This window comes from uncultured Oscillibacter sp. (assembly GCF_900546705.1).
In the GTDB taxonomy this organism is placed as follows: Bacteria; Bacillota; Clostridia; order Oscillospirales; family Oscillospiraceae; genus Oscillibacter.
In genome coordinates this window covers 19006-43024 of sequence record NZ_URDP01000008.1, presented here as the reverse complement: position 1 = coordinate 43024, position 24019 = coordinate 19006, and the positions used below count along the sequence as shown (strand labels likewise).

Below are 24019 nucleotides of genomic sequence, written 5' to 3'. Positions count from 1 at the left end.
GCTCTTTCAAGGCTCAGGAGAAAATCCCGGTGACGGCGTTCCAGAAATCCCGGAACATCTGGGCCACCCGGTCCCAGAAGGAGGTCTGGGGCGCCTGCTGGGATGCTTGCGCGTCCGGCTCGTCCCCGGCGGGCTGGATCTCCTGGGTGCGGATGAGCACCTGGACGCTCTGGGGCGCGGGGTTTTCTGCGGAGGTCAGCGACACGGCCTCGGCGGTAGCGTCCATGTTCAGGAGATTGTCCATCTGGCCCGTGTGCTCGTTCCAGGTGTCCTCAATGATGGAGCTGATGTCGTTTTTGGCGGCCTTCACGTCGGAGGTGGTGGAAAGGCTCCTGGCCGCCTGGCGCAGGGAGGCGGCAAGGCCCGAGAGGGTCTTTTGGGTACCGCTGTCCAGCTGGGTGCCGGCGTTCTTCGTCACCGCCTCCAGATCAGTCAGGAAGGTGTGCAGGTCCCGTGCGCCGGTGACGGCGGCCTCCGTCAGGGCCTTGGCGTCGGTGAGAGCTTGCTGGGCCTGGGGGATGTAGCCGTCTACGGTTTCATTGAGCTTTTCCGTCTCGTCCAGGATCTCCTGGAGCTTTTTGGACGCGGTCTGGGCAACGCTGCCTGCATCCCGCAGGTGGTCTGTGGTGCTGTCCGCCTTCTTCAAAAAGCCGGACAGCGTGCCGCTGAGGCCGTCCTCGCCCAGGGCATCGCACAGATCGCCCAGCTGGCCGAGCATGGTGCTGGTGGCACCGCCCATGGATTCAGCCAGGGCCTTCATCTGGTCCACGGAGATGCCGAAGCCCGTGAGCAGCTGGTTGACGGCGTCCGCCTGCTCCAGCGTCTTATCGTATTCGCCGGTCTTGGAGAACGCCCACAGCTGATACTGCTCCGAAGAGAGGCCGGACTTCCACAGCTCCTGGAATTCCGCCTCGGAGGGCTCCAGTCCCGCCTCCGTCATCTGGGCGACATACTCCTCGTACTTGGCGCTGTAGGCTGCGTCCAGCTGTTTGACGGCAGCGCGGATCTCGTCCACGGTCATACCGTTTACCGTCACCTCAGACCCGCCGGAAAGGGAGGGGGCCTGCTTGCACAGGGCGTCCACGGCGCTTTGGGCGGTGCCCGCCAGCTTCTGAAGCTTTTCCAGCACACGGCCCAGGTTGCTCAGGTCACTGCGCAGGGCGGAGGCGCTGCCCTTGCCGGATTGCAGGTCGGCAAGATCCTCGTCCAGGTCGTCCAGCACGTCCCGCAGGTCCCCCAGCTGGGTCCGCAGACTCACAGCGGAGGTGCACAGGCTGTTCACCTGCTCCTGGATGTCCGTCAGGGCCTGGGAGGCCGTGTCCAGATGGCCCGCCAGGGGCTCCAGGGTGTCGGCCAGACCCGCCAGATCTCCCAGGGCCACGTCCGCCTCGGCGTAGAGCTGGTCCTTGCTCTGGGAGATGGTGCCCCGGGCCTCGTTGAGCTGGTCCAGGCCGTCGGCGGTGGCGTTGAGGCTGCTCTGCATACCGCCGAAGGCGTCCAGCAGCGTGTCCAGGCTCCCGGAGAGCTTGTCGTAGTCGTCTTCCAGCTGGTCCTTGCGCTCCGAGAGCTGGGCGATCTCGTCCAGCTGGCTGAGGGTGGCGGGCACCATCAAAAACGTCATGCCGTCAAAGGCGAAGTCGTCGCTGCCCACCCGGATGGTGAAGTGCTGCTCCTCCCCCGGCAGGGCCAGAAACAATACCGTGCGCAGGTTGCCCAGCAGCTGCACCTGGGCGCCCGGCGCCTCCAGGGACAAAATGTCGTCCTGGTTGAACAGGGCCATGGCCTCCAGCGTGTAGTTGTTGCGGGCGTACTCGCTGGCGTCCGGGTTGGGGATGGCGTCCACGGAGATCTCCACCACGCCGGTTTTGCCGGCCAGGTCCTCGGCCTTGGTGGGCACGCCGTTCAAGGTATAGTGGATGGACAGCGTCCAGGGCAGCGATTCGAAGGGGGCGGCGGTCTTGCCCTCAAAGTAGAAGTGGGAGGGGGCGTCGTCCCCGAAGCGGAAGGTGACGGTGCCGTCCTGCTGCGTGGGCTCCGTGCCGTCGGTCAGGTTGCTCACGGCGTCGTAGGTGCCGTGGTCTTCCAGGGTGGTAGCGCCGTTGAGCACGTAGCTTTTGACTACGCTGCCCTCTTTCAGGTTGCCGTAGTAGTCCAGTGTGGCGTAGTAGGCCTCATCGTAAACGGGGGCCACGCCGTCGCCGATGGGTTCCGCGGCCAGAGCGGCGGGGGCGGTGCCCAGCAGTGCTGCCGCTGTGGCAGCTGCCACAACGCGGCGCGGGCGGACATGGAAGCGGTTCATGTGCATGCTCCTCTCAATTATCAACAAATGTTCAATAATAAAATATTGTTGATTTATTTTTCGAGGGAGATTATAATGCCGCTCAGAGGGAAATGCAATGGACACATTTGCACAAGTGTCAAGAGGAGGATGCACCATGAAAAACGAAACGGAGGACCGACGCTCCCGACGCTCCCGGCGTCTTTTAAAGGAAGGACTGCTGGAGCTGATGGGGGAGAAGCGGTTTTCGGACATCTCCGTGCGGGATATCACGGAGCGGATGGATCTGAGCCGGGGCACATTCTATCTCCACTACCCGGACACCACCGCTCTGCTGCAAAGCGTGGAGACAGATATGCTGGCCGAGGCGCAAGCACTCATCGACGCCCACATGGCCCAGACCAGGGAAGAGCGGACGCTGCGGCCTGTCTTTGAGCCTCTTCTGGACTACGTGGTGGACCACTGGACGGTGTGCCGGGCGCTGTTTGTGAACAACTCCACCAGCAACTTCACCGACCGGCTCCACCAGCTCATCCGGGAAAACGGACTGCCTTTGGCCCGGGCGTGGTTTTCCCACGCCTCCCCGGAGCGGATGGAGTACCTTTTGAGCTTTGTGGCCTACGGCCTCATCGGGCTGATGAAGACCTGGTTCGACCAGGGGATGTCCCTGCCTAAGGAGACGCTGGTCTGCGCCGCCGACCGGATGGTCCAGGGGGCCGGAGAGGGATTGCTGGCCCAGGCGCCGGGCGGGGCGTCCTGAAAGCGCGGCCGGCAGCCGCGTTTTCCTTGACGGCGGGGCGAATCGGATGTAAGGTGGAAGTATCAACCAATGAAGGAGGAGATCCCTGTGGGCTGCTTTTACTGCGACGAACACAACGAGGGCCGGGAGGCCATCATGTTTCCGGTGGGTGAGATGAAGGCCGGCATGCTCTATCTCTTCAAGGACCAGGCGCACCGGGGCCGGTGCGTGCTGGCGCTGAAGAACCACCGGCGGGAGCTGTGCGAGTGTGACGACCGGGAGCGGGCGGACTTCGCCGAGGATCTGGCCCGGGCCTCCGGCGCCGTGAAGGAGCTGTGGGGCTGCACCAAGCTGAACCTGGCCTCCTTTGGAGACGCCAACCCCCATCTGCACTTCCACATCGTGCCCAAGTACGAGGGCGGCTTTGAGTTCGGCGGGAACTTCCAGATCACCAACCCGGAGCCGGTCTACCTGACGGAGCAGGAATACGCGGATATGATCCGGGCTCTGCGGGAAAAATTAGGCATGTAAACCGTGCCGCTGCACAAGAGAGAGGCGCAGGCCTCTCTCTTGTCTTTTTTCCCAAAGCTGTTCACGCAAATTTTACGAAATATCCTCTTCCGCACGGCATTGGCGTGTGCTAGAATGATATGCGTCAGAAAAACGATTACCTTTTGGAAAGGTGGTTTATATTCATGAGGAAAACGAAGATCGTGTGCACGCTGGGCCCTGCCACGGACGGGGAGGGCGTCCTGCGGGAGATGGCGCTGGCGGGCATGAACGTGGCCCGGTTCAATTTCTCCCACGGCACCCACGCCGAGCACAAGGCCCGGCTGGACGCCCTCAAGGCCGTGCGGCAGGAGCTGAATCTGCCCATCGCCGCCATGCTGGATACCAAAGGCCCCGAGGTGCGGCTCAAGTCCTTTGCCGGCGGGTCCGTGGAGCTCAAGGAGGGCACGGAGTTCACCCTGACCACCCGGGACGTGGCGGGGGACGAGACGTGCTGCTCCGTCACCTACGCCAATCTGCCCGGCGACGTGAAGGCCGGGGACACCATTTTGCTGGACGACGGCCTGGTGCGGATGACCGTCGTGAAGACCACGGACACGGATATCCTCTGCCATGTGGAAAACAGCGGTGTTATGAAGAACAACAAGGGCGTCAACATCCCCGGCGTCCGGCTGTCCATGCCCTATGTGAGCCAGCGGGACCGGGACGACATCCTCTTCGGCATCCGGGAGGGCTTTGACTATATTGCCGCCAGCTTTGTGCGCACCGCCTCCGACATCCGGGAGCTGCGCCAGATCCTGGACCAGGAGAACTCCCGCATCCGCATCATCGCCAAGATCGAAAACCAGGAGGGCGTCAGCAATCTGACGGACATCCTGGCCGTGGCCGACGGCATCATGGTGGCCCGGGGCGACATGGGCGTGGAGATCGACTTTACGGAGATTCCCATCATCCAAAAGGATATGATCGCCCAGTGCGTGGCCTGCGGCAAGCCCGCCATCACCGCCACCCAGATGCTGGACTCCATGATCGAAAATCCCCGTCCCACCCGGGCGGAGATCACCGACGTGGCCAATGCCATCTATGACGGCACCTCCGCCATCATGCTCTCCGGTGAGACCGCCGCAGGCAAGTACCCGGTGGAGGCCGTGGAGACCATGGACGCCATCGCCCGCCGCACGGAGGCCAACATCGACCGGGCAAAGCCCCTGAAGGTCTCCGGCAAGGAGCGGCTGTCCGTCACCACCGCCATGGCCCACGCCGCCTGCACCACCGCCATGGACATCGGCGCCGACGCCATCCTCACCGTCAGCCAGCGGGGCGTCACCGCCCAGATGGTCAGCCGCTTCCGGCCCCGCACCACCATTGTGGCGCTGCTGCTGGATGAGCAGGTGCGCCGCCAGATGGCGCTGTACTGGGGCGTGGAGCCGGTGACCATGCCCTACGCCAGCAGCACCGACGAGCTGGTGGAGTTCGCCGTGGACGCGGCGGAAAAGGCGGGCATCGTCCACCAGGGCGACCTGGTGGTGGTCACCGCCGGCGTGCCCGTGGGCGTGGCCGGCACCACCAACATGATCCGGGTGCAGCAGGTGGGCGGCTCCCTCCTCAACGCCATCGGCATCGGCGACAAGAAAGCCAGCGGCCGGCTGTGCGTGTGCCGCACCCTGGAAGAGGTGGCGGAGAAGTTCCGGGAGGGCGACGTGCTGGTGGTGCCCTACACCACCAATGACCTGCTGCCCTACATCCGCCAGGCTGCCGCCGTCATCAGCGAGGAGGCCAGCGCCGACTGCCACACGGCCACCGTGGGACTGACGCTGGATAAGCCGGTGATCGTGGGCGCCGCGGACGCCACCCGCCGCCTCCAGGACGGCACCCGGGTATCCGTGGACTGCCTCCGGGGCGTCGTGCAGACGCTGCCGGAATAAACGCTCTGGGAAAGGCCCCCGGCGCATCGCGCCGGGGGCCTTTTTGGTCAAAGCGTGCATGGTTTGCCGGGAAACGGTTGAAAATACAGGGAAAACCATGTATAATACCTCCGCGATTATAATGAATAGGAGTGAAGTTCCTTGGCTAAGTTTCGTCAACCGGCGCAAAGCGGCGCCCCCTCCCGGGGTGTGCTGGGCGCGGTGTATCCGTATTTGCTGCCGATTTTCATCTTCCTGGCCATCACCGGCATCAGCCGTCAGGCGGCGGTGGGACTGGTGGCCGCGGCGCTGGTGTTCTCCGTGGGACGGGGGCCCTGGGGCAATCTGCGCCGCCGGGGCAGCTGGCTGACGCTGGCGGTGGTGGTCTACGGCCTGGTGTACCTGGCCTCCGGGCTCTGGTGCGACTTCGGCGCCTACGCCGCCCAGGAGAGCACCAAAATGCTGGCAGCCCTGGCCGCCTTCGGCCTGGTGCTCTCCCGTACCGGGGAGGGGAAGCTGCGGGGGCTTTTGTGGTCCCTCCACGGCGTGCTGGCGGCCGTCTCCCTTTTGTGCATCGACGCCGGCAGCGCCCAGCTGCTGACCCGGGCCTTCTCCGCCTTTATGGGACTGCTGGGCTGCGGTTATCCTCTGGAGACCATGGGCTATGAGGAGGGAACCCGCATCACCGGCATTTTCTCCAACGCCAACGTCTCCGCCGGACTGATCGCCTTCGGCCTGGTGCTGGGACTGTATCTCTACCGCACCGCCGCAGGAAAGAAAGAGCGCCTGGCCGCGGCGCTGACGCTGGGCGTGGACGCCCTGGCGTTCTTTCTCTCCTTCTCCATGGGCGCCATGGGCGCATTCGCCCTCACGTGCCTTGTCTACCTGGTCTGCGTGGGCCGGGGCGAGCGGCTGGAGGCCTTTTTGCTGATGGTCGAGTGCGTGCTGTCCACGGTGGTGTGCGCCTTTGCCGCTTACCCGTTTTTGGGCACGGGCAGCGTGGTGCCGGTGCTGCTGGCAGTGGTATGCGGGGCGCTCGTCTGGGCGCTGGACCGCTTCGCCGGGCAAAAGCTGGTGAGGGTATTGGCGGGCCGGAGCCGGGCGATCGTGATTTCCGGCGGCGTGCTGGCGGCCGTGGTGGTGCTCTATGCCGTGCTGGCCTTCACCGTCACCGGCAGTCTGACCCTCACGGCGGATGAGGCCGTCTCCCGGGCGGTCTATCCTGCTGCCGGGACGTACACCGTCACGGTGGAGGGAACGGACCCCCAGGTTCAGATTTATGCGCAGAACGAGGCCCAGCTGATGATGCACACCCAGACTGTGCTCTATGAGGGGCCGCTGTCTCAGGCGTCGTTCACGGTGGAAGAGGGCACCCGGGTGGTGTGGTTCCAGATGACCGGCGAGGGCAGCGTGGAGTCCGTGACCCTCTCCGACGGCACAAAGCTGCCCCTGGGCTACAAGCTGCTGCCCGGTTTTGCGGCCAACCGCCTCCAGGGCCTGCGGGCCAACCAGAACTTCATCCAGCGGCTGGTGTTCTTCCGGGACGGCCTGAAGCTGTGGCAGGAGAGCCCTGTCATCGGCTGGGGCGTGGGCGGCGTGGAGGGCCGCATCACCGCCGTGCAGAGCTTCTACTATGAGTCCAAGTATATCCACAACCAGTTTATCCAGATTCTGGATGAGGCCGGCGTGGTGGGTTTGGCGTCGTTCTTGTTCCTGCTGGGCAGTGCCCTGGCGGTGCTGATCCGCCGGCGCAAAGACCCGGAGCGGGGTGGGGAGTTTGCCCTATTTGCCGCCTGCATGACCATGATGATTGCCCACTCCATGACGGAGGTGGTCTGGTCTACCCAGATGTATCAGACAGCGGTCCTCATTCTGCTGGCAGCCATAGTCATCCGCTACCACGTTCCCGGCGAGAGCCGCCGGGCGGCCCGATGCGGCAGCGCCACAGCCGCGGTGCTGTGGGCAACCGCCGTGGTGTTTGCGGCCGTCCAGGTCAGCTCCCTGACGGCGGCGGCCATGTTCCAGGGAATCGAGAACCAGGAGCTGACTCGCTCGGAGTTTGTCTCCAAGCTGCAGACCCTGGACCGGATGGAGCTCTATGACGACGCCACCTATCAGGCCACCGCCATGGTCAACGCCCTGCAGCTGGGCAATACCACGGGCCGGGGCATAGCCAATGGGTATGCTGCCAAGCTGCTGGCAACGGAGAACTTTGACAACTGCTACTACGTGGCGGCTTACTACTGCCTGCCCCTGCGGGACTTTGACGGATTCTTCTCTGCCTGCCGGACGGGCCTGGAGCAGGAGGCGTCCAACCCGGCCGCGTGGAACAGCATTGCCCGGCTGTATATCCAGGCGGGGGCCCAGATGGAGCCGGAGGAGATGCCGGAGTATTTGGACAGCGTGGAAAAGTTTGCCCGGCTGCTCACGGACTTCAACAGCAGCGGACGCATGGAGCAGATCCAGCTCACCGAGGAGAATCAGGCGTTTTTGGACGCAGCTGCGGCCCAGTCCGGCGCCGACGGCCAGACGGCCTACGATGCCCTGCAGAGCTTCTTCGGCTGAACAAACGGAAAAAAGACGCGGAAGAATTTTTTCTTCCGCGTTTTTTGTTGCACAGATTCGTGCACGTTTTCCGGACCCGGAGCGGCGGGTTGAAGCCCCTGTGGGCGGAAAGGAGGTAAAAGAAAATGAATTATACGGAAAACTACCGGCTGAACCAATGGAACCCGGAAGACCGCATCCTCCGGGAGGACTTCAACCGGGACAACGTCAACGTGGAAAACGGATTGATGGCCCTGCAGCAAGCGCTGAAGACGGAGACGCAGAGCCGGGAAGCGGCGATTAATGCTGCCAAGCAAGAGGTATCTCAGACGGTGACAGCAGCCGCAGGAGCGCTGGAGAGCAGCAAGGCGGACAAGACGGCGCTGGCACAGCTGCAGGCCATGGTGGATGCCATGCCCTTTGTAAAGCTGCGGGAGGTGACGGTGGGCACCGCGGTCAATCAGGTGGATGTGGATGTACGCGATATCCGGTGGCAGGATTATGTGTACGTGATGCTTGTTCCAAAGCTGCTGGTGTCCCAGGAGATCAATATCGCGGTTCGCATCAACGGCATGAGTAATCTTGCATACAAAAGTCAAAACAGTGAACGGTATTGTTTGTATGAGTTTGAAGGACATGCAGCCTCCGATCAGCGCGGTACTGCTGTGCAGATCCGGCTCGCAGAGCAAAACGGCTGCATTAGCACCGTTTTGAATTTTTCCGACGATCGAGGGTATGGCACAGTGGTCGGCGGCAGTCCCTTACCGCAATATGTCACTGCCAGCGGCGTAGAGACCATCAACTTTTTCGCCTATGATGACGTTTTGATTCAGCCGGGCGGAAAAATTTTTATTTATGGGGTGAAGCTGTGAAAATCAGAGTTTTGATCTGCAATGCAGATGGAAGCCAGTACGTGGAGGAACGGGAAGTTTCCGATGATTATCTGACTGTGCCGAAACAAGCGGCAGAGGAGGAGCTTCCCCAGTAAAGAAGTCCCGCGCCGAAAGGCGCGGGACTTCTTTACTGTGCAGCGGAGAGATACAGCTCCATGACCTGGGGCAGCACCCGGGTCAGTTCATAGGGAGCGGCGGCCTCGGCACCGGCCCGGCCCATGGCGTCGGCGCGGTCGGGGGCGGCCAGGAGCTGCTCCACCGCCCGGGCAAAGGCGGCCTGGTCGCTGTAGGGGAACAAATACCCGGTCCGGCCCGGTGTCACCAGGTCCGTGTGGCCCTTGACAGCGGTGGCCACCACCGGGAGAGCGGCATGCATGGCCTCCATGATGTTGAAGGGCAGGCCCTCCGACCGGCTGGAGGAGACGGCGCAGTCCGCCATGGCGTACCAGGGGGCCATGTGGGGGCAGTACCCGGGGAAGAGAACCCGGTCTCCCAGGCCCAGCTCCCGGGCAAGATGCCGGCACTCGTCCAGCAATGCCCCCTGGCCGGGCAGGGCCAGTATGACCCGGTCCGGAAGGAGCGGCATGGCCCGCAGCAGCGTGGATTGGCTTTTGCGCCCGGAGAACTCCGCCCCGTAGAGCAGGACGAAGGCGTCCGGGGCAATGCCGTGGGCCCGGCGCAGAACCTGCCGGGCCTGGGGGGATACCGGCGGGAAGCGGGAAAAGTCCACGCCCATGCCGGGGATCTGCTCCACCCGGCGCCCAAGATGATGCTGCCGGGCAAAGCGGGTGTCGTAGTCGTTCATGGTCAAAAGCAGATCTGTCCGGGACGCGGTGAGGCGCTCTGCCGCCGTCAGCACGCTCTTTTTCAAAGGCGGCGTCTGGTCATCAAAGAGATATCCGTGGGCCACGTTCACCACCGCCGGATGGGGGCGGACAGAGGCGGCGGCCCGGCGGGTGAAAAAGGCGGCCAGAGACGTGTGGGTGATGACCAGATCGTAGCGGTGCTCCGCCATCAGATGCCGCAGCCGGCTCTGGGCACGGAGGTTGGCCGGAGCGGTCATCTTTTTTTCAAAGGGCATGTCAAAGCAGGCGTCGGCTTCCGGTATGGAGACGGCTGCGCCGCCGCAGGCGGCGTGCACCGTATAGCCCAGGGAGCGGAAGGCCCGGAGGTAGGGACGGTGGAAATGGGCGATGTGGGACCAGGTGGAGGCGGTGAACAGAACGGCCGGCATGGCAGTACCTCCCGAAACAGGATGCATTTATTATAGAGGGAAGAAAGTGTCATTGCAAGGAAATTGACAGGGGCGGACAGAACCGGTACAATAGGGACAAAGTTCGACACCGCGGAGGAACGGGGACATGATCAAGGAAAATCAGCATCTGCTCAATCAGCTGCACGTCATTTCAGACGGTGTGCTGGTGTTCGCCTCCATGATGATCGCCTATTTCATTCGGTTTTATGTATTCTCCGGCATCGAGGGCGTCCCGTTTGTTTACTATGTGTATCTGGGCGCGCTGGCGGTGGTGCTGTGCCTGATCTCCTACGGCATGGTGGGGCTGTACAGCTCCTACCGGGCCATCCGGTTCCACCGGGAGGCTGCCCGGTTTTTGGGTGCCAACATACTGGACACCATGGCGCTGACCAGCGTACTGTTCGTGTTCCGCCTGGAGAACATGTCCCGCTGGACACTGGTGTTTTTCTTCCTGGTCAGCTCCTTCTTGCTGCTGGGCAAGCGGGCGGCCATGCGGCTTTTGCTGCGGCGGTACCGGCGCATGGGCTACAACCAAAAGCACGTGGTGCTGGTGGGAGACGGCCCCATGGCCCGGACGTACCTCAAGCGGGTGAATGTGGACCGCAACCTGGGCTACCAGGTGGACGGCTATGTCTGCGACGGCGGCGCCTGGAGCGCCCTGCCCTGCCTGGGCCGCTATGACCAGCTGGAGGCGGTGCTGGACGCGCGGGTACCGGACGAGGTGGTGGTGGCGGTAAGCGCCGCCGACGAGTGCTGGCTGCCCAAAATCATCAGCGCCTGCGAAAAGACCGGCACCAAGGCCTCGGTGATCCCGTTCTACGCCGCGTACATCCCCTCCAACCCCCAGGTGGACAACGTGGACGGCTTGCCCATGATCAACCTGCGGCGGGTCCCTCTGGACAATCTGGGCAACGCCTTTTTGAAGCGGGCCTTCGACATCGTGGGCGCGTCGGTGCTCATTGTGGTGACCTCACCGCTGATGCTGCTGGCCGCCGTGGGCGTGAAGCTCTCGTCTCCGGGGCCCATCATCTTCCGGCAAAAGCGGGTGGGCAAAAACAAAAAGGAATTCTACATGTACAAGTTCCGGTCCATGCGGGTCAACGCCAAGGAGCAGACCGGCTGGAGCCGGGATGTGGACCCCCGCAAGACCGCTTTCGGCTCCTTCATCCGCAAGTGCTCCATCGATGAGCTGCCCCAGTTTTTCAACGTGCTCAAGGGCGATATGAGCCTGGTGGGGCCCCGGCCGGAGGTGCCCCACTTCGTCGAGCAGTTCAAAGAGGAGATCCCCCGGTACATGGTCAAGCACCAGGTGCGCCCCGGCATCACCGGCTGGGCCCAGGTCAACGGGCTGCGGGGGGACACGTCCATCCGGGAGCGCATTGAGCACGACCTCTATTACATTGAAAACTGGAACATCCTGTTTGATGTGAAGATCCTGCTCATGACACTGTTCCGGGCGGTGAACAAGGAGAAAATCAACGTCTGAGGAAGCGGGCTCCCCCGCTTCCTTTTGCGGAAGGAGGACGCATATGGTGGTGGGACGGTTCGCCCCGTCGCCCAGCGGGCGGCTGCACCTGGGCAATCTTTTCTGCTGCCTGCTGGCCTGGCTCAGCGCCCGGCAGCAGGGAGGACGGGTGGTGCTGCGGGTGGAGGACCTGGACACGGCCCGCTGTCCCCGGCGCTATGCCCTCCAGGCCATGGAGGACCTTCGGTGGCTGGGCCTTGACTGGGACGAGGGCCCCGGCGCCGACGGCGGTCACGGCCCCTATTTCCAGAGCGAGCGGACGGAGCGCTACCAGGCGGCGCTTCAAAAGCTGGAGGAGATGGGGCTGGTGTACCCGTGCTTTTGCACCCGGGCGGAACTCCACGCCGCCAGCGCCCCCCACCGCCAGGACGGACAGGTCCTCTATCCGGGCACCTGCCGTCGTCTCACGGCGGAGCAGGCGGCGGAAAAGGCCAAGGTCCGCGCCCCGGCCCTGCGGCTGCGGGTGGGGGATGAGGAGATCGCCTTCACGGACCGCCACATGGGAGTTTACCGGGAGAACCTGGCCCGGGACTGCGGGGACTTCCTGCTGCGCCGGTCCGACGGCATGTTCGCCTATCAGCTGGCGGTGGTGGTGGACGACGCCGCCATGGGGGTGACGGAGGTGGTGCGGGGGTCGGACCTGCTGGACTCCACCCCCCGGCAGCTGCTGCTCTACCGGCTGCTGGACCTGCCCGCCCCCCGGTTCTGCCACTTCCCGCTGCTGCTGAGCCACGACGGACGCCGCCTCAGCAAGCGGGACGCCGACGCGGGACTGGAGGTGCTCATGGGCCGCCTAGGGCCGGAGGAGATATTGGGGAGGCTTGCCTATCTTGGCGGGTTCCACCCCTCCGCCGCTGCGGCGTCTGCTGAGGAGCTGCTGGCGGAATTCGACTGGGCCAAGGTGCCCCAAGCGGACATCCCCATCCCGGAGGGACTATTCGGCTGATTGGAGTGCATAGGAAAAAGAGGCCGCAGGCATTGCCTGCGGCCTCTTGCTGTTTTGCCGGTTCCCGGCGGGGTCAGTTGCCCGGCATCCGGGCTTCGGGGATGTCCACCTCCGGCATCAGCTCCCGGCTGACCACGGAGAGCATCTCCTCCAGCTTGGCGCACTCCTCCGGCGTAAAGCGCCGGGCGATGCGGTGCATGACCTCCACCATGTAGGCGGTGGAGATGTTGTAGTAATCGATATACTTCTGGGTGACCTCCAGGTGGTACTCCCGCTTGTCCTCGTGGGACTGCACCTTGCGGATATAGCCCTTTTTCACCAGGTTGTTGACCTTGTAGGCGGCGTTGGGCGGGGAGATGCGCATGAAGGTGGCAAACTCGTTGACCGTGGGCGTGCCCAGGGCCTGGATGGTCTCCATGCAGAAGGTCTCCACCGTGGTCAGGCTTGCCTCCCGGTCCTGGAAGCGGCGGAAGATCTCCTGGTAAAAATGCAGTTTGAATTTCGTATACACGTTGAAAAAAGCCTGTTCCAGCATACGGCGGGCGCTCTCTTTCCCGAAATTTTCTTTACCGGCTCTGTTGGGGCGCTCCTGCGGGCAAACTGCCGGCATGGTTACACTCCGATGGCGAAGGTCAGCTCGGCGGTGGCGACCACCTTGCCGTCCACCGTGGCCTTTGCCTCACCCACGCCCACGGGGCCGCGGCGCTTGGTGAGCACGCACTCCAGCTCCACCACGTCGCCGGGGGTGACCTTGGACTTGAAGCGGGCGTTCTTGATGCCGCCGAAGTAGGCGGTCTTGCCCTGATACTCGGGCAGGGAGAGGATGGCCACCGCGCCCACCTGGGCCATGGCCTCGATCAGCAGCACGCCGGGCATGACGTGCTCCTGGGGAAAGTGGCCGCAGAACACCGGCTCACCCACGCTGACGCACTTGATGCCCTTGGCCCACTGGCCGGGCTCGCCGTCGGTGATCCGGTCCACCAGGGCAAAGGGATAGCGGTGGGGCAGGATCTGGGCGATCTCGTTGGAATTGAGCTTGAGTCCCATGGTTACGCCTCCCATTTCTTCAGCAGGATGCTGCCGTTGTGGCCGCCGAAGCCCAGGGAGTTGGACAGGGCGTAGTGCACGTCGGCGCTGCGGCCGGTGTTGGGGATCACGTCCAGATCGCACTCCGGGTCGGGCACGGAGTAGTTGATGGTGGCGGGCAGGTAGCCGTCCTTCAACGTCAGAGCGGTGAAGATGGCCTCCACGGCGCCGGCGGCGCCCAGCATGTGGCCGGTCATGGACTTAGTGGAGCTCATGGCAAGCTTGCGGGCGTGGTCGCCGAAGACGGTCTTGACGGCGGCGGTCTCACCGGCGTCGTTCAAGTGGGTGGAGGTGCCGTGGGCGTTGATGTAGCCCACCTGGTCGGCGGTGATGCCTGCGTCGGCGATGGCCAGGGCCATGGCCTTGGCGCCGCCGGAGCCGTCGGGCCGGGGCGCGGTCATGTGGTAGGCGTCGCAGGTGGCGCCGTAGCCCACCACCTCGGCGTAGATGGGAGCGCCCCGCTTGAGGGCGTGCTGGAGCTCCTCCAGCACCAGTACGCCGGCGCCCTCGCCCAGCACGAAGCCGCTGCGCTCGGCGTCAAAGGGGATGGAAGCGCGGTTAGGGTCGGTGGCCTGGCTCAGGGCCTTCATGGAGGTGAAGCCGCCGATGGCCAGCGGGGTCACCGCGGACTCCGTGCCGCCGCAGAGCATCACGTCGGCGTAGCCGTCGCGCACATAGTGGAAGGCGTCGCCCACGGCGTTGGTACCGCCGGCACAGGCGGTCACCGGGCAGGTGCACATGCCGCGGAAGCCCGTGTCAATGGCCACCTGGCCTGCGGCCATGTTGGAGATGGCGGTGGGAATGTAGAAAGGAGACACCCGGTCCCAGCCCCGGGCAAGGCCCCGGTCGTGCTCGGACTCGGTGATGGCGAGGCCGCCGATGCCGCTGGAGATGATGACGCCGCAGCGGTCCAGATCCTCCTCTTCGGCCTTGAGGCCGCTGTCGGCCATGGCCTCCCGAGCGCATACCACGGCGAACTGGGTGAAGCGGCCCATGCGCTTGGCCTCGGGCTTGCCCAGGTGATCCTCGGCCACAAAGCCCTTGACCTCGGCGGCCAGGGTGACCTTCATGCCGGTGGTGTCGAACTGGGTGATGGGCGCCACGCCGCACACGCCGTCTTTCACGGCCTGCCAGCTCTCCGGCGCGGTGAGGCCCACGGGGGTGATGGCCCCAAGGCCGGTGATGACGACTCTGCGTCGATCCATATTGTAACCTCCAAATTCGTTCAAAGTAAAAGGGACTCCGGCCCCGAAAAGGGCGGAGGCGACCCGGAAGCGTACTTCCGGAGCCTTTGTCACATGGCCATGCCGCCGTCCACGCAGAGCACCTGGCCCGTCACATAGGCGGCCTCGTCGCTTGCCAGGAAGGCAACGGCCTTTGCCACGTCCTCGGCCGCGCCCAGCCGGCCCATGGGGATGGCGGCCAGGGTGGCGGTCTTGGCCGCGTCGGTCATGGCGGCGGTCATGTCGGTTTCGATGAAGCCGGGGGCCACGGCGTTGACGGTGACGCCCCGGGTGGCCAGCTCCTTGGCCATGGACTTGGTCATGCCGATGACGCCGGCCTTGCTGGCGGCGTAGTTGATCTGGCCGGCGTTGCCCCGCAGACCCACCACGCTGGAGAGGCTGACGATGCGGCCGTAGCGCTGGCGCATCATGGGCCGGGACACGGCCCGCATGCAGTAGAACGTGCCCTTGAGGTTGGTGTCCAGCACCGCGTCAAAGTCCGCGTCCTTCATGGTCATAAGCAGCCCGTCCCGGGTGATGCCAGCGTTGTTGACCAGAATGTGGACGGCGCCGAAGGTCTTGACGGCCGTGTCCACCATGGCCTTGACCTCTTCGGGATGGGATACGTCGCACTTGACGGCCAGGGCCTTGGCCCCCAGGGCCTCGCACTCGGCCGCGGCCTTGGCGGCGGATTCGGCGCTGCCTGCGTAGCAGAGCACCACGTTGGCGCCGCCCCGGGCCAGCTCCAGGCACACGGCCTTGCCGATGCCCCGGCTGCCGCCGGTGACGATGGCGGTCTTTCCTGCAAAGTTCATATTATCTCTCCTTGATCCAGGCCTTGAGCGCCTCCACGTCCGCGGCGGTCTCCACCGGCATGACGGGCATCTCCGGCACGGTTTTCTTCACAAATCCGGTCAGGGCCTTGCCCGGGCCGATCTCCACGATACCGTCCACGCCCATGGCGGCCATGGTGCGGATGGAGTCCTCCATAAAGACGCTGCTTTGCACCTGGCGCACCAGCAGTTCCGGAATGGTGACGGTGTCGTCCTTCACGTCGCCCAGGCAGTTGAAGATCACGGGGATCTGAGGCTGGGCGAAGGTGACGGTCTGGAAGTAGTCCTTCAGGGCGTCCCCGGCGGGGGCCATGAGGGGGGTGTGGAAGGGACCGCTGACCTTCAGGGGCAGGCACCGGCGGGCACCCTTCTCCTTGGCCAGGGCGGCGGCCTTCTCCACGGCGGCCTTCTCGCCGCCGATGACCAGCTGGCCGGGGCAGTTGTAGTTGCAGATCACCACGCACCCCAGGGCGGAGGCCTCGTCGCAGCACGCCTGCAAAGGCGCCCGGTCCAGGTTCAGTACGGCCACCATGGCGCTCTCCCGTCCGGCGGCCGCCTCCTCCATGGCCCGGCCACGGAAGGCCACCAGCTTTACAGCGGTGGCGGCGTCGAACACACCGGCGGCGTGGAGGGCGGAGTACTCGCCCAGGGACAGACCTGCGGCCACGGCGGGCACGATGCCCTCCTGGTGCAGCAGCGCGGTCATGCCGGCGGCGAAGGCCACCATGCACGGCTGGGTGTAGCGGGTTTGGTTCAAAACCCCGTCGGGGTCCTCAAAGGACACCTTCTTCAAATCGAAGTCCACCTGGGCGGCGGCCTGGTCCAGCACCTGACGGAACACGGGGGAGGACTCGTACAGGTCCGCGCCCATGCCGGGGTGCTGGCTGCCCTGCCCGGCGTATAAGAATCCAAGCTTCATGATGCGTATCTCCATTCGTCAAAATCGGGACGGCGGGTCCCGGCGAAGCGGGAGAGGCTCACTGCCACTCCCGGTTCGTTGCCTCCAGCACGGCCTTGCCGCCGTTGTAGAGGTCCTCGAAGATCTGCCGCAGGGGACGGATCTCGTGGAGCATGCCGGCCACCTGGCCGCTCATGACGCTGCCGTGCTCCACGTCGCCTTCCAGCACGGCACGGCGCAGTCCGCCCAGGGTGACCTTCTCCAGCTCGTCCAGCGTGGCGCCCCGCTTTTCCAGGGCCAGGTACTCCCGGGCCATCTTGTTTTTCAGCACCCGCACAGGCCCGCCGATGGAGCGGCCGGTGACGGTGGTGTCGGAGTCTTTGGCCTTGAGGATGGCCTGCTTGTAGTTTTCGTGGATGGGGCACTCCCGGCTCACCAGCAGGCAGGTGCCCACCTGGATGCCGCAGGCGCCCAGGGCGAAGGCGGCGGCCACCTGACGGCCGTCGGCGATGCCGCCGGCAGCCACCACGGGCACGTCCACTGCGTCGATGACCTGGGGCACCAGGGCCATGGTGGTCATCTCGCCCACGTGGCCGCCGGATTCCGTGCCCTCGGCGATGACGGCGTCCACGCCCAGGCGCACCAGCCGCTTTGCCAGCACGGAGGCCGCCACCACGGGCAGCACCTTGATGCCGTGCTCTTTCCAGGCGGGGACGTACTTGCCCGGGTTGCCGGCGCCGGTGGTGACCACCTGCACGCCCTCGTCGATGATGACCTGAGCGATCTCGTCGGCGCAGGGGTTCATGAGCATCAGATTCACGCCGAAGGGCTTGTCCGTCAGCTCCTTGGCCCGGCGGATCTCCTGGCGCAGGCGCTGGCCGTCCCAGGCGCCGGTGGCGATCATGCCCAGAGCGCCGGCGTTGGAACAGGCGGCGGCGAACTCACCGGTGGCGATGTTGGCCATGCCGCCCTGGATGATGGGGAACTCGGTCCCCAGAATTTCGTTCAGCTTTTTCATGTCTCGCTCCTCTTACGCAAACTCCACCAGAGCGCCGCCCCAGGTCAGGCCGCCGCCGAAGCCGACGATCAGCACCCGGGAGCCGGAGCTCACCTTGCCCATCTCGTGCAGCTCGCTGATGACCAGCGGGATGCTGGCGGCGGAGGTGTTGCCGTACTCGCAGATGTTCTTGTAGTACTTCTCCTGGGGGATGTGGTACTTCCGCACGGCCAGGTCGATGATCCGGGCGTTGGCCTGGTGGAAGACGAAGAAGTCCACGTCGTCCACGGTCTTGCCGGTCTTGGAGAGCACCTGGTCGATGCAGTAGGGCACGGCCTCCACGGCGAACTTGAAGACCTTGGTGCCCTCCATGTAAATGAGGCTGGGCACGCCCTTCTCCACGCCGGGCACCCGCAGCATCTGGTCGGTGCCGTGGCAGCCCAGCACGGCGGAGATGGAGGGCCACTCGGGCCGGGACTCCACCACCACGGCGCCGGCGCCGTCGCCGAAGAGGATGCAGGTGCCGCGGTCTTCCCAATTGGTGATGCGGCTGAGGTTCTCGGCGCCGATCACCAGGCCGTACTTGCGCTCGGAGGCGCAGAGCAGGCACTCCATGGTGTGCAGGGCGTACAAAAAGCCGGTGCAGGCGGCGTTGAGGTCAAAGCACACGGTGTCGTGGGGCAGGCCCAGGTCCCGCTGCAGGCAGCAGGCCGCGGAGGGCACCAGGGTGTCCGGCGTCAGGGTGGCCACGACGCACGCGCCGATCTGGTCGGCGGTGATGCCGGCGTTTTCCAGGGCACGGCGGGCGGCCATCACCGTCATGTCGGTGATGGTCTCGCCCTCGGCCAGGTGGTGGCGGTGGGTGATGCCGGTGCGGGAGGTGATCCACTCGTCGCTGGTGTCCACAATTTTGGCCATATCCTCATTGGTGACCAGCTTGGAGGGGACGCCCCGGCCGGTACCCAGGATTTTGATTCCGTTCATAGCTCCTCCTTGTCGGGAGCAGCCGCTCCCATCTGTCTGAATTTCTGATAGCGGGCGGCGGCCAGAGCCTTGCCGCTCAGCTTGTCCAGCTCCGCCAGGTGGCGGGAGATGGCGCGGTCCAGCTGCCGCATGACCACGGCGCTGGCGGTGTGGGCGCCGCCCTCGGGCTCGGGGACGATGTCATCGATGACGCCCAGGGACAAAAGGTCCGGCGCCGTCAGCTTCATGAGCTCGCAGGCCTCGGCGCTGCGGGCGGAGTCCTTCCACAAAATGGAAGCGAAGCCCTCGGGGGAGAGGATGGCATAGACGGCGTTTTCCAGCATGAGCACCCGGTTGGCAACGCCCAGAGCCAGGGCGCCGCCGCTGTTGCCCTCGCCGGTGACCACGGCGATGACCGGCACACTCAGCCGGCTCATCTCATAGAGGTTCCGGGCAATGGCCTCGCCCTGGCCCCGCTCCTCCGCCTCCAGGCCGGGGTAGGCGCCGGAGGTGTCGATGAACGTGAGGATGGGGCGGCGGAACTTCTCCGCCTGGCGCATGAGCCGCAGGGCCTTGCGGTACCCCTCCGGGTTGGGCATGCCGAAGTTGCACTGGAGGTTTTCCTCCAGCGTCTTTCCCTTGCGGGTGCCGATGACGGTGACGGGCCGGCCGTGGTAGAGGGCCACGCCGCCCAGGATGGCGGCGTCCTCGCCGCAAAGACGGTCGCCCCGCTGCTCGAAAAAGTCGGTGAACAGTCCGTCGATGTAATCGCAGATGTTGGGCCGCTGGGGATGGCGGGCAATGGCCACCCGCTCGGCGGCGGTGAGAGACTTGCTCATGGGCGGCCTCCTTTCTCGTGGAGCCGCAGCAGCTGAGCCAGGGTGTCCCGCATCCGGGTCCGGGGAACCACCTGGTCCACGAAGCCGTGCTCCATCTGGAACTCTGCCCGCTGGAACCCCTCGGGCAGCGTCTGGCCGATGGTCTGCTGAATGACCCGGGGACCGGCAAAGCCGATGAGGGCGCCGGGCTCAGCCAGGGTGATGTCGCCCAGGGAGGCGAAGCTGGCGGTGACGCCGCCGGTGGTGGGGTCGGTGAGCACGGAGATATACAAAAGGCCCTTTTCCGAAAACCGGGCCAGGGCGGCGGAGGTCTTGGCCATCTGCATCAAGGAGAGAATCCCCTCCTGCATGCGGGCGCCGCCGCTGGCGGAAAAGAGAATGAGAGGCAGCTTGTTCTTGCCGGCAAATTCAATGGCCAGGGTGATTTTCTCACCTACGGCGGCGCTCATGGAGCCCATGAAAAAGCGGCTGTCCAGCACGCCCACCACGCACCGCCGCCCGCCGATGGTGCCCGTGGCGGTGACGGCGGCCTCGTTCAATCCGGTCTTGCGCTGGGCGGCACGGACTTTCTCCGGATAGCCGGGGAAGTGCAGCGGGTCACCGGCAGAGAGCCGGGGGTGCAGCTCCCGGAAGGAGCCGGGGTCGAGAATGGTGCTCAGGCGATAGTAGGCACCGATGGGGAAGTGGTAGCCGCACTTGGGACACACGGCCAGCTCCTGGGCCACCAGGCGCCGCTCGCTCTCCTGACCGCACTTGGGGCAGGTGACCAGCTTGTCGCCGGGAATGTAGTTGTCCCGCATGGCCTTCATGGCCAAAAGCCGTGCCCGGCGCTTGGCAAAGATCGTATTCATGCCTGCTCCTCACTTTCACTCAGCCGCCGGTTGAACTCCAGCAGCGACGGCAGGTTCTTATCCAAAAAGGCAGTGGTGCAGTTGCCCAGGATAAAATCGGGATGGTAGAGAATCTGGTAGCTCAGCTCCGCGTTGGTGGGGAAGCCCTCCAGGGTGAATTCCTCCAGACAGCGGCGCATTTTGCGGATGGCCAGCAGCCGGGTGGGCGCGTGGACCAGCAGCTTTGCGGCCATGGAATCGTAGTAGGGGGAGAGAGTGCAGCCGTTGTAGAGGCACGAGTCCACCCGCACGCCGGTGCCGCCGGGGAAGTGCAGGAAGGAGACGGTGCCCGGACAGGGCTGGAAGTTTTTCACCGGGTCCTCGGCGTTGATGCGGCACTCGATGGCGTGACCCGTCAGGTGCACATCGTCCTGGGTCATGTCCAGGGCCAGGCCCGAGGCGATCCGCAGCTGCTGGCGCACCAGATCCACGCCGGTGATCAGCTCCGTGACGCCGTGCTCCACCTGGATGCGGGTGTTCATCTCCATAAAGTAGAAGTGCTCTCCGTCGGCGTCCAGGAGGAACTCCACGGTGCCGGCGTTTTCATAGCCCACGGCCCGGGCGGCCCGGACGGCCGCCTCGCCCATCTTCTCCCGCAGCGCCGGCGTCAGGCACCGGGCGGGCGCCTCCTCGATGAGCTTTTGGTTGCGCCGCTGGACGGAGCAGTCCCGGTCGCCCAGATGAATTACATGGCCGAACCGGTCCGCCAGCACCTGAAACTCGATGTGCCGGGGAGCGAGTACCAGCTTCTCCAGGTACATCTCGTCGTTTCCGAAGCACGCCTGGGCCTCGGCCCGGGCCTCGGCGAAGGCGGCGGGCAGGTCCTCGGGGCGGTCGCAGCGGCGGATGCCCCGTCCGCCGCCGCCGGCGCTGGCCTTGAGCAGCACGGGGTAGCCCACGCGCCCGGCGGCCTCCAGGGCCTCCTGGGCGGAGGAGACGGGGCCGTCGGAACCGGGGGTCACCGGTACGCCGGCGGCCTTCATCAGTTCCCGGGCGGCGGACTTGGAGCCGGCCTTGCGGATGGTGTCCCCGCTGGGGCCGATAAATTTGATGCCGGCGGCCTGGCAGGCGTCGGCAAATTCCGCGTTTTCAGACAAAAAGCCGTAACCGGGGTGGATGCCGTCGCAGCCGGTGGCCTTGGCCACGGTCAGCAGGGCGTCCTGGTTGAGGTAGCTCTCCGCCGCCTTGGCCGGGCCGATGCACACGGCCTGGCCCGCCAGCTGGACGTGGAGGGCGTCCGCGTCGGGCTGGGAGTAGACGGCCACCGTGTCGATGCCCATCTCCCGGCACGCACGCAGCACCCGCAGGGCGATCTCGCCCCGGTTGGCGATCAGGACCCGCTTCAGCATGGCTTGTAGCGGAAAAGAGGCTCGCCGAAGGAGACCAGCTCGCCGTTGGCCTTCAAAACCTCTTCGATCACGCAGTCACAGGGGGCGGGGACCTCGCTCATCATCTTCATGGCCTCGATCAGGCACACGGTCTGGCCCTTGGAGACCTTGTCCCCCACGGCCACATAGGGCGCCTGATCGGGGGCGGAGGCGGCGTAATAGGTGCCCACCAGCGGCGCGGAGATGGCCGGGGCCTCCTCCTGGGCGGGCGCGGCCGCAGGGGCAGCCGGTGCGGCGGGCGCCGCGGGGACCGGCATGGCCGCCGCGGGCGCGGCGTATACAGGGGCCGGCTCGGGGCGGCACAGCTCTATGGAAAAATCCTGGCAGGAGAGCTTCATGGATTGCAGCTTGCTGCGCTCGAAGCGGTCCATCAGGTCAAAAATCTCTTGATTGGTCATGTCGTTCCTTTCTCAGCGGAAAGTTTTCCCCGCCGGGAGCAGGGCTCACCGGCGGGGGGTTACAGTCAGTTCTGGTGGGCCTTCAGGTAGTTCATGATGTCGCCCACGGTCTTCAGACCGGCCACATCGGCATCGTCGATGGAGATGCCGGCGGCCTCTTCCAGAGCCATCACCAGCTCAACGGAGGCCAGGGAGTCGGCACCCAGATCGTCGGCCAGGCTGGCCTCGGGGGTCACCTGCTCAGCGTCGCAGCCCAGGGTTTCCACGATAATGTCGCGTACTTTCTCGAATTCCATATACGGTACTCCTTATTTTGTCGAAATGTAAATTATTTTAATTAAAAATCTTTAACTAAAATAACCGTGCTTATTGTACGCACTGGGGCTGGGTTTGTCAAGGGAAATTTAGACAGGTTATGGAAAAGCCATAAAAATTGTGCCAATAAGCGGTGGGAGGTATTCCATTTTCAGCAAAGATCTTATATAATCATTAAATTACAATCGGAGTAAAAGGCGAACATACAGAGAAAACGAGAGGAAGTACCATGAGAATTATCATCGTGGGTGCCGGCAAAGTGGGACTGGCGCTGACGCAGCATCTGTCCAGGGAAAACCAGGTGACAGTCATTGACCATAACTTCAATCTGATCGAGAACATCATCAACGTTCACGATGTCATGGGTGTGTGCGGCAACGGCGCCAGCTACGAGGTGCAGAAGGAGGCGGAGACCGACAAGGCCGACCTGCTCATCGCCACCACCTCCAGCGACGAGATCAACATCGTGGCGTGCCTGGTGGCCAAGAAGATGGGCGTACAGCACACCATCGCCCGCATCCGCAACCCGGAGTATGAAAAGCAGCTGCGCTTCATGCGGGAGGATCTGGGCCTTTCCATGGTCATCAACCCGGAGAAGGCCACGGCCCGGGAGATCGCCCGTGTGCTGCGCTTCCCCAACGCCATGAAGCTGGAGTCCTTTTCCAAGGGCCGCATGGAGCTGGTGGAGTACCGGATTCCCGAGGGCAGCATGCTCCACGGGGTCCATCTGGCCGACCTTTACAAGAACCTGCGGGTGCGGGTGCTCATCTGCGCCGTGGCCCGCAAAGGCGAGACCATCATCCCCTCCGGTGACTTTGAACTGCGCACCGGAGACAAGATCTACCTGACTTCCTCACCCGCCCAGCTGGAGCAGTTCTTCCGGCACCTGGGCGTGTTCCGGGGCAAGGCCTCCTCCGTCATGATCGTGGGCGCCAGCAAGATGTGTTACTATCTTGCCAAGGAGCTTTTGGAGATGGGCATGTCCGTCAAGATCATCGACCGGGACGAGCAGCGCTGCGTCCAGATGGGCGAGCGGCTGCCCCGGGCGCTGGTCATCGTGGGCGACGGCACCGACAGCGAGCTGCTCCACGAGGAGGGCATCAGCCAGACCGACGCCTTTGTGGCCCTCACGGGCATGGACGAGGCCAACATCCTCATGTCCATGAGCGCGGCCAAGCTGGCGGGGGAGTGCAAGGTGGTGGCCAAGATCAACCGCAAGCAGCTGGTGGACCTGGTGTCCGACGAGAGCATGATCGACAGCGTGGTGTCTGCCGGCTCCGTGACGGCAGAGCTCATTTTGCAGTATGTCCGGGCCATGCAGAACGCCACCGGCTCCCAGATCAAGACGCTGCACCGGATCGTGGACGAGAAGGTGGAGGCCCTGGAGTTCGGTGTGACCCACGAGGCTCCCTACATCGGCGTGCCGCTCAAGGACCTGCAGCTCAAAAGCGGCATTTTGCTGGCCGGCATTGTCCGCCAGAACGGCCAGATCATCATCCCCTCCGGCGAGGATGCCCTGCGGCTCCATGACGATGTGATCGTGGTTACCACGGACACCTCCCTGCGGGACATCCGGGACATCCTGCAGTAAAGGA

General features: G+C 64.5%; 22 protein-coding genes. 8 read left to right on the top strand and 14 right to left on the bottom strand.

Translation table 11 applies throughout. The annotated features are described in order from the left end of the window. Positions 1–13: 13 nt before the first annotated feature. Positions 14–2299, bottom strand: coding sequence for a hypothetical protein (locus QZS13_RS03210; RefSeq protein WP_295585402.1), 2286 nt, complete (start codon positions 2297–2299; stop codon positions 14–16). Between the two features lie 136 nt (positions 2300–2435). On the opposite strand from QZS13_RS03210, the gene QZS13_RS03205 reads away from it, so the two are divergent. From QZS13_RS03205 to QZS13_RS03185, 5 genes are all read left to right on the top strand, one after another. Beyond that, on the top strand, positions 2436–3038 hold the full coding sequence (locus QZS13_RS03205; protein ID WP_295585400.1) for a TetR/AcrR family transcriptional regulator: 603 nt from the start codon (positions 2436–2438) through the stop codon (positions 3036–3038). Positions 3039–3107: 69 nt separating this feature from the next. Beyond that, positions 3108–3548: an HIT family protein gene (locus tag QZS13_RS03200; RefSeq protein WP_295585397.1), complete on the top strand. Its 441-nt coding sequence runs from the start codon at positions 3108–3110 to the stop codon at positions 3546–3548. Between the two features lie 164 nt (positions 3549–3712). After that, complete coding sequence (gene pyk / locus QZS13_RS03195; protein WP_295585395.1) at positions 3713–5452, top strand: pyruvate kinase; 1740 nt, start codon at positions 3713–3715, stop codon at positions 5450–5452. Positions 5453–5593: 141 nt separating this feature from the next. Then, positions 5594–7996 carry an O-antigen ligase gene (locus QZS13_RS03190; RefSeq protein ID WP_295585393.1) on the top strand — a complete coding sequence of 801 codons (2403 nt, stop codon included), beginning with the start codon at positions 5594–5596 and terminating at the stop codon, positions 7994–7996. Between the two features lie 125 nt (positions 7997–8121). Continuing rightward, positions 8122–8847 carry a hypothetical protein gene (locus QZS13_RS03185; protein ID WP_295585391.1) on the top strand — a complete coding sequence of 242 codons (726 nt, stop codon included), beginning with the start codon at positions 8122–8124 and terminating at the stop codon, positions 8845–8847. Positions 8848–8995: 148 nt separating this feature from the next. Here QZS13_RS03185 and QZS13_RS03180 read toward each other — a convergent pair whose 3' ends face one another. Beyond that, positions 8996–10102, bottom strand: coding sequence for a glycosyltransferase (locus QZS13_RS03180; protein ID WP_295585389.1), 1107 nt, complete (start codon positions 10100–10102; stop codon positions 8996–8998). 127 nt (positions 10103–10229) lie between these two features. Here QZS13_RS03180 and QZS13_RS03175 point away from each other — a divergent pair, with 127 nt between their 5' ends. Both QZS13_RS03175 and gluQRS read left to right on the top strand, forming a co-directional pair. Then, positions 10230–11609 (top strand): undecaprenyl-phosphate glucose phosphotransferase, encoded by a 1380-nt coding sequence (locus tag QZS13_RS03175; RefSeq protein WP_295585387.1) that lies wholly within the window; start codon positions 10230–10232, stop codon positions 11607–11609. A gap of 43 nt (positions 11610–11652) precedes the next feature. Further along, positions 11653–12594 (top strand): tRNA glutamyl-Q(34) synthetase GluQRS, encoded by a 942-nt coding sequence (gene gluQRS, locus QZS13_RS03170; protein ID WP_295585385.1) that lies wholly within the window; start codon positions 11653–11655, stop codon positions 12592–12594. Between the two features lie 73 nt (positions 12595–12667). Here the strand turns inward: gluQRS and QZS13_RS03165 are convergent, their stop codons facing one another. The 12 genes from QZS13_RS03165 to acpP form a co-directional block, all read right to left on the bottom strand. After that, on the bottom strand, positions 12668–13129 hold the full coding sequence (locus QZS13_RS03165; protein ID WP_295585383.1) for a MarR family transcriptional regulator: 462 nt from the start codon (positions 13127–13129) through the stop codon (positions 12668–12670). Between the two features lie 77 nt (positions 13130–13206). Then, positions 13207–13641, bottom strand: coding sequence for a 3-hydroxyacyl-ACP dehydratase FabZ (fabZ, locus tag QZS13_RS03160; protein ID WP_295585381.1), 435 nt, complete (start codon positions 13639–13641; stop codon positions 13207–13209). Positions 13642–13643: 2 nt separating this feature from the next. Further along, a complete protein-coding gene (gene fabF, locus QZS13_RS03155; protein ID WP_295585379.1) occupies positions 13644–14885 on the bottom strand; it encodes a beta-ketoacyl-ACP synthase II in 1242 nt (413 codons plus the stop codon). A gap of 89 nt (positions 14886–14974) precedes the next feature. Beyond that, positions 14975–15718 carry a 3-oxoacyl-[acyl-carrier-protein] reductase gene (gene fabG, locus QZS13_RS03150; protein ID WP_295585377.1) on the bottom strand — a complete coding sequence of 248 codons (744 nt, stop codon included), beginning with the start codon at positions 15716–15718 and terminating at the stop codon, positions 14975–14977. A gap of 1 nt (position 15719) precedes the next feature. Beyond that, positions 15720–16655 (bottom strand): ACP S-malonyltransferase, encoded by a 936-nt coding sequence (fabD, locus tag QZS13_RS03145; protein WP_295585374.1) that lies wholly within the window; start codon positions 16653–16655, stop codon positions 15720–15722. A 58-nt stretch (positions 16656–16713) separates the two neighbouring features. Next, positions 16714–17652 (bottom strand): DUF561 domain-containing protein, encoded by a 939-nt coding sequence (locus tag QZS13_RS03140; RefSeq protein ID WP_295585372.1) that lies wholly within the window; start codon positions 17650–17652, stop codon positions 16714–16716. Between the two features lie 12 nt (positions 17653–17664). Continuing rightward, entirely contained in the window at positions 17665–18615 is a 951-nt protein-coding gene (locus QZS13_RS03135) for a beta-ketoacyl-ACP synthase III (RefSeq protein ID WP_295585370.1), read from the bottom strand. After that, entirely contained in the window at positions 18612–19433 is an 822-nt protein-coding gene (locus QZS13_RS03130) for an acetyl-CoA carboxylase carboxyltransferase subunit alpha (RefSeq protein ID WP_295585368.1), read from the bottom strand. Before QZS13_RS03130 ends, QZS13_RS03135 begins: the two co-directional genes overlap by 4 nt. Next, positions 19430–20284 (bottom strand): acetyl-CoA carboxylase, carboxyltransferase subunit beta, encoded by an 855-nt coding sequence (accD, locus tag QZS13_RS03125; protein WP_295585366.1) that lies wholly within the window; start codon positions 20282–20284, stop codon positions 19430–19432. Before accD ends, QZS13_RS03130 begins: the two co-directional genes overlap by 4 nt. After that, the gene (gene accC / locus QZS13_RS03120) at positions 20281–21672 is read right to left on the bottom strand and encodes an acetyl-CoA carboxylase biotin carboxylase subunit (protein ID WP_295585363.1); all 1392 of its coding nucleotides are present in this window, start codon (positions 21670–21672) and stop codon (positions 20281–20283) included. Before accC ends, accD begins: the two co-directional genes overlap by 4 nt. Continuing rightward, positions 21666–22109 carry an acetyl-CoA carboxylase biotin carboxyl carrier protein gene (accB, locus tag QZS13_RS03115; RefSeq protein WP_295585361.1) on the bottom strand — a complete coding sequence of 148 codons (444 nt, stop codon included), beginning with the start codon at positions 22107–22109 and terminating at the stop codon, positions 21666–21668. The genes accC and accB overlap by 7 nt, the downstream gene beginning before the upstream one ends. Before the next feature lie 65 nt (positions 22110–22174). Beyond that, positions 22175–22405: an acyl carrier protein gene (gene acpP / locus QZS13_RS03110; protein ID WP_295585359.1), complete on the bottom strand. Its 231-nt coding sequence runs from the start codon at positions 22403–22405 to the stop codon at positions 22175–22177. A gap of 248 nt (positions 22406–22653) precedes the next feature. Between acpP and trkA the strand changes: the two genes are divergently transcribed. Then, a complete protein-coding gene (gene trkA / locus QZS13_RS03105; RefSeq protein WP_295585357.1) occupies positions 22654–24015 on the top strand; it encodes a Trk system potassium transporter TrkA in 1362 nt (453 codons plus the stop codon). Positions 24016–24019: the final 4 nt, after the last annotated feature.